This is a genomic window from Ignatzschineria rhizosphaerae, from assembly GCF_022655595.1.
GTDB classification, from domain to species: domain Bacteria; phylum Pseudomonadota; class Gammaproteobacteria; order Cardiobacteriales; family Wohlfahrtiimonadaceae; genus Ignatzschineria; species Ignatzschineria rhizosphaerae.
The window spans coordinates 30,951-43,565 of the sequence record NZ_CP093379.1 but is presented as its reverse complement, the minus strand read 5'-3'; the positions used below and the strand labels follow the sequence as shown (position 1 = coordinate 43,565).

Genomic DNA, 12,615 nt, shown 5'->3' with positions numbered 1-12,615 from the left:
ATTATTTCAATATGTTACTAAAAATACCATAAAGTATAATGAGTGAATAAATATCGCAAAAGGAGATAAACGATAACTCTCAATAAACAAGATGTAATTGTATTAGGTGGAGGGGTTGCAGGTATTGAATTTATCACAAGAGCTGCGCGTAAAGATAAAAACAAACAGTTTAACTTTATCTTGATAGATAAAAATCCTTTACACATTTGGAAGCCGATGCTTCATACTTTTGCTGCCGGTAGTCAATTCCCATCAGAACAGAGTATTCCTCTACTTACACAAGCTAAACGCTACGGCTATCTCTACCAGCCGGGGGAAGTAAATGATATTAATCCATTAGAAAAAAAGATCACACTTGCACCCTATCGTGATGCACAAAATACGGAGATTCTTCCTGAGCGCACATTACATTATGATTACTTAGTAGTCGCCATTGGTAGTAAAAGTAATGATTTTAATACCAAAGGAGTAAAAGAGTTCTCATATACGATTGACGATCTTCCTGCGGCAATGAGGTTTAATCGTGAATTCACAGATAGCATCATCCAATCTGCTATTTTACAAAAAAAGCATCATCTAGTCATTGTCGGTGCCGGAGCTGCTGGAGTTGAATTAAGCGGAGAAATTATCAATCAAATACTCACCGCCTCTAACTATAGCAATGATAATTTTATGGATTACATTGATGTCACTATCATTCAAGCAGATGATCGAGTCGTTCCTACTTTTAAAGATTCTATTAGCGAAGCTGTAAAACATGCCATGGAAAAAATTGGAATACGGATTCGCCTCTCAACTCGAGTTTCAGAAGTCACTAAAGATAGTGTTATTCTAGAAAATGGAGAAACCCTTAAAGCCGATCAAGTCGTTTGGACGGCGGGAGTAAAAGCTCCCGAAGTATTGAGCAAAATTAAAGATTTAGCACTTTCACCAACATCTCAATTGATTGTCAATGAGCATTTTCAAGCTATCGATGACCCTTCAATTTTTGCCATAGGTGATTGTGCTTATGTACAAGATTCCCCTCTATCAACAACAGCACAAGCAGCATCTCAACAAGCTATCTATTTAGGGAATCATTTCTTTAAAATGATGATACAACAAACCAATATCCCCTCCTTTAAATATGTAGACAAAGGATCTCTTGTAAGTATTGGAACATACGCATCTTTTGGTATGTTTGGTCGCAACACTATATTTAGAGGCTTGGAGTTTAGAGGTCTATCGGCAAAAATCGCACATATTTCCCTTTACAGGCAACATCAAATGCGACTCTTAGGTTTCTTTAAAGGGTTATCTGCCTGGATCTCTGACCGCTTTAGAAAATGGTCTAGATAAAAATACAACAACTATCAAAAAATAATCTCTCCTGAGGATAAGTTCATGAAAAAATTACAAATGCTATTATTTAGTACTATTTTTTTAGCAGCAGGATTAAGCTTTGCACAAGATTCACCAGAAGGAAGCTGGTTAAAAGTATCTCCGGATCAAAGTTGGGTTATCTACAGCTTTGCACAAGATGGCACATTTAGCCGAGCCAATAATAAAGCACCGAACGCGCAAGCATTAGGTCGCTACATTATCAAAAAAGATATGATCTCTTTTATCGATAACCCCGATGATTATCAACCTGTTGGTTTTGAGATTAAAACAGGGGAGTGCAACGGCTATGAAGGCCCGCATCTAACCTTATATAACCCTGTCTCTAAAGTTGATTTTGGCTGCTTTGTTAAAATCAATTAACATCTCCCATAAAAACTCTCCTGTCGATAAGACAAGAGAGCTCTTTAAAATAGAGAATTAGCTATAAATCTGCTGTCCTTGCTCTTTAAACTCTGCAGATTTTTGTTGCATACCTTCTAAGGCAACTCTAACCTCTTTTGGAGCATCTGCGAGATTTTGGGCTTGCGCTTCTCTACGAATATCTTGAGAGATACGCATTGAGCAGAACTTTGGTCCACACATAGAGCAAAAGTGCGCAACTTTAGCAGCTTCTTGCGGCAATGTTTCATCGTGATACTCACGCGCAAGCTCTGGATCTAAACCTAGATTAAACTGATCTTCCCAGCGGAACTCAAAACGAGCTTTAGAAAGCGCATTGTCACGCTCTTGCGCTCTTGGATGTCCTTTAGCGATATCAGCTGCGTGCGCTGCAAGCTTATAGGTAATCACGCCAGCTCGAACATCATCACGATTTGGCAGACCTAAATGCTCTTTCGGCGTGACATAACAGAGCATTGCCGTGCCATACCAAGCGATCTGCGCTGCGCCAATTGCCGAGGTAATATGATCATATCCCGGTGCGATATCTGTCGTTAATGGGCCAAGCGTGTAGAAAGGTGCATCATGACAATGCTTCTCTTGCATCACCATATTCTCTTTAATCTTATTCATTGGTACATGACCTGGGCCTTCGATCATTGTTTGAACGTCATGCTTCCACGCAATTTTTGTCAGCTCGCCTAATGTTTTAAGCTCTGCAAACTGCGCTTCATCATTCGCATCAGCAATTGACCCCGGGCGAAGTCCATCACCAAGTGAGAAAGAGATATCATACTGCTTCATGATCTTGCAGATCTCTTCGAAGTTCTCATAGATAAAGTTCTCTTTATGATGCGCTAAGCACCACTGCGCCATGATTGAACCCCCACGAGAAACAATGCCAGTGACACGATTTGCTGTTAAAGGAATATATCGGAGCAAAACGCCGGCGTGAATCGTAAAGTAATCAACCCCCTGCTCTGCTTGCTCAATTAAGGTATCTCGAAAGACTTCCCAGTTAAGATCTTCGGCAATGCCGTTCACTTTTTCAAGGGCTTGATAAATCGGTACAGTTCCGATCGGCACAGCAGAATTTCGAATAATCCATTCACGAGTTTTATGAATATCTTTACCTGTGGAGAGATCCATAACGTTATCAGCCCCCCAACGAGTTGCCCAAGTCATCTTCTCCACTTCTTCTTCGATATTAGACGTGATTGCCGAATTCCCGATATTGGCATTAATCTTCACTTGGAAGTTTTTCCCAATAATCATCGGCTCAGCTTCTGGGTGGTTGATGTTTGAAGGAATGATCGCGCGCCCAATTGCTACCTCATCACGCACAAATTCAGGATCAAAACCTTCACGAATCGCAATAAATTCCATCTCCGGCGTAATAATGCCTTTACGAGCGTAATGCATCTGCGTGACATTCATGCCATATTTCGCACGAAGAGGTTGACGTTTTAATCCCGGAAATACCCCTTCATTAATGCGAGGATCATCTTCTCGCTTATAACCATCGTCACGGGCATTTTTAATGCGCCCCTCATATTCCTCAACATCGCCGCGCTCTATCACCCAATTGCGCTTTAATGCTGGTAAACCTTGTTTTAAATTGACCGTGTAATTCTCATCAGTGTAAGGGCCACTCGTATCATAAACCCGAAACGGGGCATTTTTCTCGATCACTTCTCCCTTTGGGCCGAGTGTATCTGAAAGCTCAATTTCACGAAATGGCACTAAGAGATCCGGACGACTTCCTTCCACATAAACCTTACGGCTCTTAGGAAACTGCTTCATTAACGTGATTGATTGTTGTGACATAAAAACCTCTCCTTTATTATCCTAAAAATAAAAGACGAGATTCTGGCATGGGCGTAAATAGGTACAAAAAAGCCCGAGCATCCGCGATTCATATCACGTTTAACTCAGGCCTAATCGACACGATAAATATCAAGATTCATCCATCAAATTGATATTTAACATAGATTTTTACTTCCCTACGCTGGTACTAGCCAGATCAGGTCCTGAGGGTTTAAGCATATTCATGCTAATCTCAGCCCAACTCTATTGGGCACCCCTAGTGAAAATAGACACCTTTGGTATCAGAGGATAGTTATAGCGTGTTTACTCGCAGAAAGCAAAACCACTGACAAATTTTGACAAGACAATTCCCTATTTTTAAGGCTTATATGATCTCAAGCTTAGCGCCTACAAGCCACTCTTTCATTGCTGGCAAGGATAATATTAAATCAATCCAATCTTGGCATCTTTGATTTACCGGCAAGCTATAACGACTGATACGAATAGCAATAGGCGCAAAAAAGGCATCCACAATCGTAAATTGATCCCCTGCTAAAAAAGGCCCTGAAAACTTGTAAAAGCCTGTTTCCCATAATTGATTAATACGCTCTAAATCCTTTGCTAAGGCTGAATCAATCTCTGTAAGTGGTGATTGCATCTCACAATTCATCGGGCATTGACTTCTTAAAGCTAAAAATCCTGAATGCATTTCAGAAGTTGCAGATCGCGCCCAAGCTCTTGCGGCCTTGTCTTTAGGCCACGCTTTGGAATGGCTCTCTGCAATATATTCACAAATAGCTAAAGAATCCCAAATCGTAATATCCCCATCTTGTAAACAAGGGACTAACCCTGTGGGTGAAAACTTTTGAAATTTTTTAAAAGTACTCCCATCTTTCTCGAAGCGCTCTAACCTCTCCTCAAAAGGAATATTGAGCATTTTGAGTAAAAGCCAAGGTCGAAGTGACCAAGATGATAGATTTTTATCAGCAATATAGAGCGTTAACATAATGATCCCTTTTTTAAAATGATAATCTGGTCAATTAATACCTAAAACTAGTTTCCTAAAGGCGTACGACAAATCCCAATATCAATACCCTGCTCATTTAAATATTTTTTAATCTCTACTAAAAGTGTTCCTTGAGAAAAGGGTTCCATTAAGACTAGAAGCTTTTGGTACTCCGCTTCTGCACTCGAATGATCTTTTGCCATTACTGCATTTAGTATTGCCGTCACTGTTTTAGGAAAAAGATTCCCGCGAACTGAAGAGAGCCCATTATAGCCCCAGTTAAACTTAGGTAACATATCGACCTCACCGCCAGCTAAATAGAGAAAAGGTCGCTCAATCTGACTTGTTAGAATCTTCATTTTCGCTTCATCGCCGGCATCTTTAATTCCTTCAACTAAAGGATGCTTACTAAGTGCAATAATATTATCAATAGAGAGATCAAATCCCGTTCTTAATGGATTGTTATAAAGGATCGTGGGTTTTCCGGCAGTTTCGATAATATCGATGGCGTAACGGTAGGCTTCCTCTTGAGATGGGCGAATGTAAGGAGAAAAGGCTAATAAGATTCCGTTAATTGAAGCGCTCTTTGCAACCTTTTCCGCTAAAGTAACGGCTTCTTTTTGGCGAATGGAAGCAACACCAAATTGAATTTGAGGCTGGTCCAATACCTCTAAAGCATCGAGCAATTCCATCTTTTCACTTAAAGAGAGAGAATGTTGCTCCCCTGTGGATCCACAAACCAAAAATGAATCACATGCTTGCCCCATTAAATGATGAATATGCGCTAAAGTGCCAGCAATGTTAAGGCTTTCATCCCAATAAAATGCCGTAGGAACAGCAATATTAAAGTTTTTTAATCGTAAAGGTGGGGTTTTCATGATCTTCTCTCTTTTAGATACTACGCTATTTTTAGCGTCACACTATAAGTGTGTAACACGTTGAACCCCTTTGGTAAACCACTTTTAAAGACATTTTTTTAAATAAAGAAAGACCACTTATCTTTCACAGACAAGTGGTCAAAAACCATTCGCTAATAGTTAATTTTAGAAATTACTTTTTTTCTAAAAAATGATCTAAACTCAAGCGCCCAGCACCATAAACAACGAGATAAATAAATCCGCCAGCAAGACCGATATTTTTCATAAAATTTGTCGCATCATCAGCAGCGCCATGAAACATAAAGGCTGTCAAAATATTAAATAACACTAAAAAGAGCGCCACAACTCGCGTTTGAAAACCTAATAAAATAGCAAGTCCGCCCCCGAGTTCTAATAAAATAACGAGGATTAATAAATTCCCCGGCAATCCTTTAGATTCCATATAAGCAGCAGTTCCAGCATATCCCCCAATTTTACCCCAACCCGCTATAATAAAGAGATACGAGAGGAAGGCTCTTCCTACTAAGGAGAAAGTGGCTTGTGAACCTGCTTGTGAAAATATATTTTTAACCCAAAGATTGGGATTGATCATGATAACTGACTCCTACTTGTAATAATAAAAAACGCCCTTAAAAACAATTCATACATGTTTTAAATGCTTTGAAAATCTAAAAGTAGTATAAAATAGATCACTAACTCGTTAATATAGAATGAAAGAAAATCTTTATTTCCAAATTAGAAATAAGCCTTTCAAAAACAGAAGTATTACCCAAATTCCCCCAGCAATAGAAGTAGATTATGAGCCCATTTGAAAAAGTTGATTTAGAAGATATCCATGTTTTTTGCAAAACTGCTGAATGTAAAAGTTTTACTGAAGCTGCAATCTTAATAGGCACAACGCCACCTTCAATCAGTAAAGCCATTGCTCGTCTTGAAAAAAAACTCTCCTTAAAGCTTTTCATCCGCTCCACTCGCGCGATGAGATTAACAGAAGATGGTCTTAGCTACTATGAAGTCTGTAAGGAAGCTATTAGGAATATTCAAAATATTGAAAGACAACTAACTAAAAGTGAAAAGCCTCGCGGTATTTTAAAAATCACAGCTCCAGATAGCTATGGCATGACTATTTTACAGCCCCATCTTAAAAAGTTTTATGAACAGCATAAACAGACATTACAACTAGAAATTGCGCTTGGAAATCATTTTGTAAATTTCACAAAAGAAGCCTTTGACCTTGCCATTAGAATCGGTGATTTAGAGGACTCTCGTGTTGTCGCTAAATACTTACACGATGTTCATATGAAACTTGTGGCATCACCACAATATATTAAAGAGCATGGAATGCCAAAAACGCCAGAGGATCTGCATAATCACCAATGTATCGCGATTAAATTTCCTAATAAAAATATGATAAGCCCATGGGAATTTGGGCCAAACAGAACAGAGATCCCTCTCAATTTTGCAGTCGTACATAGCCATTCTCTAGGAGCTTTAGATCTTGCCGTAAAAGGTTATGGTATTGCACGGATGCTTGATTGCACAATGCAATCAGAAATCGATAAAGGGAGTGTTATTGAGGTATTACCAAACACAGCGCCACCACCAATGCCGGTGCACCTTGTCTACCCAAGTGGGCGTTACATTCCTTCTAGGATTCGTCTTTTTATAGAGTACTTTCAAAAAGAGATTCTTCCTACGATTCAACGATAATTTCAAAGCGAAAAACTGTATAAAATATTATCAATCAACCGTAAGAATTAAGTTCTTCTACCTCTTTTTAATAAGATAAAAGATCCATAAAACTAAATGAAAAACAAGAACTTCAAAACATAAACCGTTGATATTTATTATGAATTGATCAGGAAAATAATTCATGCAGAAGATGAGGAGTTTCTAGGCGCAACACAAAAATCTCTTTCAACAAAGCTTCTTTCCTCATATAATGACTTAAATCAATTTGTTAAATCATGATAAAACAGAAGGAAAGATTTATGAAAAAATTAACCGCTATCTTACTCGCAGCTGGTATTTCAATGAGTGGCGCTATGGCTGCTGAAATCGAAAGAACGCCTGCAGGAAACGGCTTCCCAATCTCAACTGTTGTATCAGTACCAAGCGATGCTAAAACTGTTTACTTAAGCGGTGTTGTTCCACCAGCATTAGAAGATGGAACATTTGCAAAAACAACAGAAGAGCAAACTGTTGGAATCCTTAATACCATCAAAGCAACGCTTGAATCACAAGGTCTTACAATGGCTGACGTTGTGAAAATGCAAGTATACTTAGTAGCAGATCCTGAACTTGGTAAAATGGACTTTGCAGGCTTCATGAAAGGCTATACACAGTTTTACGGTGAAGCAGAAGGCGCTGAAAAAATCGTACCTGCTCGCTCAGCATTTGAAGTAAAAGGACTTGCATTCCCAGAGTGGTTAATTGAAATTGAAGTAATTGCTGCTAAAAAATAATATTTTAGTCAGGCTTCATTCAATAGATATCAAAGCTAAAAGTGATCATCACTTTTAGCTTTTTTATTATAAAAATATTCTCAAAAAATGATCTTACCCGAAGAATCCTATACTTATAATAAAATCAGTTTAAAAGTGACTCCATCAGATTGCCGGCGCATCGGCTATTAATAATAAGAAAGATGTTCTATTTAGCATCTTGCAAACAGTGTTTAATACGTATCTTTATAGATTTATGCAAGGCTCAAGGGAATGTTTCGTATTCTTTCTAAAACCGCGAGCCAGCTGTTTAAGACTTGCCCTCCCTCAGATAGACTCTGTTAAACCCAAGATGCTCTAAAATCTCCTATTGTAATAAGTATTACTAATCCTCCCCATCTTAAAGACCACTTAGATTACACTCCTTAAAATTGTTATCATGGGTCTTGTTATCATGAGTAAAGATGTGGACCTTTTAATTTTTAATAAGATTTTACGATCATGACTCGAATCAATATTATTGACCCTCGCGATCTTTGCGATCAACACCTATTAGCAGAACATCGAGAGCTAACTAGAATCCCTAATGATATTGTTAAAAGAGAGGGAAATGTTCCTCTTTCAAAGGAAAAAGCGTATCTACTCGGTCAAGGGCATGTGACTTTTTTTCGCGATAAGCTCCTGTTTCTCAAAAATCGTTACGATGCGTTACATGAAGAATGTTTAAAAAGAGGGTTTAATGTGAGTTATCGTTGGCCTGAGGATGCGATTAACTTTCCTAAGCTCTGGAATGATTATGATGTCACGGATCAAGATATTGCCCTCAACCAAGAAAGAATCAATGAGAGAATGCCGGTTAATCCAAGGTTTACCAAGCATCTTTAAAATCTCATTTTTTAACAATAAAAAGATGACTTACAAAAAGCAACATTAAGAAAACTACAAATAACTTTTATAAAAAAAGAAAAGCCACCCATGAGGCAACATGGATGGCTTTATAACGATCAGAGGAAGCCCTGATTTCTCAGGTGAATACCCCATCACGCAGAGTTATAATGCCGTAAATAAGACAACTTCTCAAATATTTTTAAAAAACCAACAAATGATCTTTTTTTAACACTTTAAATTTATTTTTAACATCTCGATTTTTGTTGTTTTTTTATTATTCATATTGAAAACCTTATCTAAATTTCTTAAAGCGGTTCAATAACAATTAGCTTAACAAAACACAATACAACAAGCGCATCAAACTCGCTTGCATGACACAGGATAATAACGCTTTTGCGCTACTTATAGCTGATATTGCCGTAATCTAATTGCCATAATCTAATTGCCAACACATCGATTATGAAAAGCACAAGCCTAATTCTATCCGGCAGCGTGCAAGCTAATTTGACACACTCCATACCCTTAAATACTTTTAAAATAGCGTTTCTCAAACTAAATCGTCTATAAATTGGGGATACAAGATAGGTCTTTTTAAACCGAAGATCCTATAAGCATCCTTCATAATTTAAAATCTGTTAGCTCATAAAAAAACGCAATTCAAAAGAATTGCGTTTCATCAATATTAAATAATGCCGGAGTAATTAACAAAAAAGGCTTTAGCGAGCGCTATAATGCACACTCATCTAACAATGCTTCAATACTCTTAAACTGTAGACCTGTGTGAGTTGTTAAACCTAACTGACAAGTCTTACTCATTGAAACGCCCATCTCATAACGTTGCTTACTATCTTTGGGTAATCTTTTAAGACTATTTTCGTTAATCTCAGGAACCGTAAATCCTTTTACCCCACCAAAACCACAACATTCAATATTTGTCGATTCCACATGGGTTGCACATTTTTCTGCAAGCTTTAAAAGCATCTCTGCCCCACCATCTTTGGCAACAGAACAAGGAGTATGCAGTAAAAGCTTCTCAATTTTACTCTTCATCGTTAAACGAGGAACTACTTCATTTAAGAGAAATTCAGAAGCGTTATAGAGAATAAGGCGCTCATCAAGCAATCCTTTTTTCTGTAACTCATGAACCTGTAATGTACAAGGAGCATTATCAACATAAATCGGAATCTCCCCATAACGAGAGGCTTTAAGCAGCGTATCATTAAGATTTTTTGCTGTGCTTTCTGCTTCCATCGACGCTTTTGCCGAAACAAAGGGTTGCCCACAACAAGCGCCGGCTAATTTATCTGGGAAAAATGGCGTAAATCCTGCTTTATGTAAAAGGCTAATCACATGGTCAAAGGTATTTTTAGTAGCTTTATCCCGCCCATTTTTGAGCTCTTGTAAATTACGATTCACACAAGTTGAGAAATAAACCACTGAGTTTTCAATCTTACTTGGCACCGGCAAACTAGGAAGCGGTGTTGCAACCTCCGGCATTGCTGTTGGAATGACAGGAATCCCTTTAAATGTTTTATGCAGAGAATGGGTGAGTTTATTCATTCGTTCAATACCAAGCTTATGCGCCGTATTTACTGAAAATCTAATCCCTTTTTCTGCAAAAATAAAGTGATTGCCGGCAAGCTTCATCATCGATTTAGTATTTACAGGACGAATAGACTTAATAAATTCCCCCGTGTTAATCCCTACAGGACAACGCAATGCACACATGCCTGTCTCAGCACATGTCTCAATCCCGGCATATTGATACGCTTTATTGAGCTTAGCGAAAAGCTTACCACTCTCCCCTGTTCTTGGAAGTGCTTGCATATTACGGTAAACCGCAATTCGTTGTCTTGGTGTTAATGAGAGCCCATCCGATGGACAAGCAGGCTCACAAAAGCCACACTCAATACAATCATGTATTAATTTGTCGGCAACAGGAATGCTCTTAAACGAAGTAATATGTAAGGCTTTATTATCGGTAATAATGACATCTGGGTTAAAAATCTTATGCGGATCAAATAGCGATTTAATATCTCGCATCACCTGATAGATCTCAGCGCCCCACTCAGCTTCTACAAAGGGAGCGATATTTCGCCCTGTGCCATGCTCACCTTTTAAAGACCCACCATATTTAACGGCAACCACTTCTGCAAGTTCATCCATAAACTTATCAAACTGCTTTACCTTCTTTTTAGAAGTCATATCAGGCGCTAATAGGAAGTGAAGATTTCCTTCTAAGGCATGCCCCATAATAGTAGCTTCCGGAAATTTATGTTTATCAAAAAGATCCGTTAAAGCTTGCACCCCTTCCACTAGATGCTCCATTGGGAAAACCACATCTTCAGGAATAATACTCGCACCACTTTTTCGCCCTTTTGCCACGATGGGCAATAAGCCTTTTCGAGTGTCCCAATAGCTCTTCGTAATCACAGGATCTGTCTGAAATCCAGTTTGCTCAACGATATCAAAACGCTGAAAAACACTCTCTATCTTGGTGATTTTTGCTTGTAATTCTTCTGCGGTTTCACCCATTGTTTCAATCAGCAAACAAGCACTATCACGATTTAATGGACGATAGAAAAATGCCGGCAAATGCGCAATCGCTTCCCCAACTAAGTGTAATGTACGACCATCAAATAACTCAACAGCTTCAACAGGCGCTTCTTTACGAAGAGCCTTCACTGTTTCACAACACTCTGCTAATGAGGTGAAGTAGATAAATGCCGATGCTTTATGTTCATATTCTGGGACCGTTTTGTACACAACCTCACTAACAAAACCGAGCGTACCTTCTGAACCCACAATGAGATGTTTTAAAATCTCAATGGGATCTTCAAAATCAATCAAAGCATTAACACCATAACCGGTCGTATTTTTAAGACGATACTTTACAGCAACCTTCTCTTTTAAAATCGGGTTTGAAATAATGCGCTCTCGAAGATCTGTCAATTCTTTTAAAAACTGGGCATGACTTTGGCGAAAAGCCATCACATTCTCTTCATCACGCGTATCTAGAACGGTACCATCATTTAAAACAAGGCGAATATCTTCTATGGTGTGATAGCTATTATTTTTAGTCCCACAACACATGCCGCTACTATTATTAGCAACAATTCCGCCAATACGCGCCACACTTATAGAAGCAGGATCGGGTCCAATTTTACGGTTAAATGGCTTTAAGGCTTTATTAACACTTGCGCCAATCACCATTGGCCCAACGGTGACTTGATCGCCTTGTGCTTGAATTTTAAGATTTAAAAACTTCTGACCCAACATCACAAGTACCGATTCACTAGAAGTTTGCCCAGAAAGAGAGGTTCCTGATGCTCTAAATGTCAGCGCAACACCGCACTCTTTGGCAGCTTTAATCAATGAAATCACTTCCGCTTCACAGTTTGCCCTAACAACGACCTGAGGAATATAGCGATATAGACTTGCATCGGTACCATAGGCAAATCTATAAAAATAATCAGTATAGACTGATTTTTTTCCAACAATCTCATTTGCTATTTGGGCAAATTTTTGATGCGCAGCATCTAACGGCATCTCTTTCATATGACTTCTTTCTCCAGTTTCAAGCTCTGCTCAAGCTCACATAAGACAATGCTTTAACACTGTCTTTTAATCTTTGAAAATCCAATCAGGGTTGGTTTCTATTTTTTTATATACGGTCATCACGCTTCAAAATTTGATCTAAAATCTCAATTGCCCCTCAATAATCATGGCGCATTCGAGGGTTTCCGACATTAAAGAGGATCATTTCATCGCTGATATGCCATCAAACCCCTGATTATATGATATTTTATTTGTAGGATGATACCGATAGTTT

The 12,615-nt window shown here is 38.5% G+C and carries 10 protein-coding genes and 1 riboswitch; of the genes, 5 read left to right on the top strand and 5 right to left on the bottom strand.

Translation table 11 applies throughout. The features are described 5' to 3' along the window. Positions 1-72: 72 nt before the first annotated feature. Together MMG00_RS00165 and MMG00_RS00160 are read left to right on the top strand one after the other, a co-directional pair. Positions 73-1,338, top strand: a complete 1,266-nt coding sequence (locus MMG00_RS00165) for an NAD(P)/FAD-dependent oxidoreductase (RefSeq protein ID WP_349775519.1) — start codon at positions 73-75, stop codon at positions 1,336-1,338. 45 nt (positions 1,339-1,383) lie between these two features. Continuing rightward, positions 1,384-1,743 carry a hypothetical protein gene (locus tag MMG00_RS00160; protein WP_242149733.1) on the top strand — a complete coding sequence of 120 codons (360 nt, stop codon included), beginning with the start codon at positions 1,384-1,386 and terminating at the stop codon, positions 1,741-1,743. 57 nt (positions 1,744-1,800) lie between these two features. Here MMG00_RS00160 and thiC read toward each other — a convergent pair whose 3' ends face one another. The 4 genes from thiC to MMG00_RS00140 all read right to left on the bottom strand — a co-directional run bounded on the left by thiC (position 1,801) and on the right by MMG00_RS00140 (position 6,043). Then, positions 1,801-3,588: a phosphomethylpyrimidine synthase ThiC gene (gene thiC / locus MMG00_RS00155; RefSeq protein WP_242149728.1), complete on the bottom strand. Its 1,788-nt coding sequence runs from the start codon at positions 3,586-3,588 to the stop codon at positions 1,801-1,803. 156 nt (positions 3,589-3,744) lie between these two features. After that, positions 3,745-3,856, bottom strand: a riboswitch (TPP riboswitch). Between the two features lie 96 nt (positions 3,857-3,952). After that, on the bottom strand, positions 3,953-4,573 hold the full coding sequence (locus MMG00_RS00150; RefSeq protein WP_242149726.1) for a glutathione S-transferase family protein: 621 nt from the start codon (positions 4,571-4,573) through the stop codon (positions 3,953-3,955). Between the two features lie 47 nt (positions 4,574-4,620). Next, positions 4,621-5,451 (bottom strand): dihydrodipicolinate synthase family protein, encoded by an 831-nt coding sequence (locus MMG00_RS00145; protein WP_242149721.1) that lies wholly within the window; start codon positions 5,449-5,451, stop codon positions 4,621-4,623. A gap of 172 nt (positions 5,452-5,623) precedes the next feature. Further along, entirely contained in the window at positions 5,624-6,043 is a 420-nt protein-coding gene (locus tag MMG00_RS00140; protein WP_242149718.1) for a DoxX family protein, read from the bottom strand. A 206-nt stretch (positions 6,044-6,249) separates the two neighbouring features. Between MMG00_RS00140 and MMG00_RS00135 the strand changes: the two genes are divergently transcribed. From MMG00_RS00135 to MMG00_RS00125, 3 genes are all read left to right on the top strand, one after another. Further along, positions 6,250-7,161 carry a LysR family transcriptional regulator gene (locus MMG00_RS00135; protein ID WP_242149715.1) on the top strand — a complete coding sequence of 304 codons (912 nt, stop codon included), beginning with the start codon at positions 6,250-6,252 and terminating at the stop codon, positions 7,159-7,161. A gap of 281 nt (positions 7,162-7,442) precedes the next feature. After that, positions 7,443-7,916, top strand: a complete 474-nt coding sequence (locus MMG00_RS00130) for a Rid family hydrolase (protein ID WP_242149712.1) — start codon at positions 7,443-7,445, stop codon at positions 7,914-7,916. Between the two features lie 480 nt (positions 7,917-8,396). Continuing rightward, entirely contained in the window at positions 8,397-8,780 is a 384-nt protein-coding gene (locus MMG00_RS00125; RefSeq protein ID WP_242149709.1) for a pyrimidine dimer DNA glycosylase/endonuclease V, read from the top strand. 729 nt (positions 8,781-9,509) lie between these two features. Here MMG00_RS00125 and MMG00_RS00120 read toward each other — a convergent pair. Then, positions 9,510-12,341, bottom strand: coding sequence for an FAD-binding and (Fe-S)-binding domain-containing protein (locus MMG00_RS00120; RefSeq protein WP_242149706.1), 2,832 nt, complete (start codon positions 12,339-12,341; stop codon positions 9,510-9,512). Positions 12,342-12,615 lie beyond the last annotated feature (274 nt).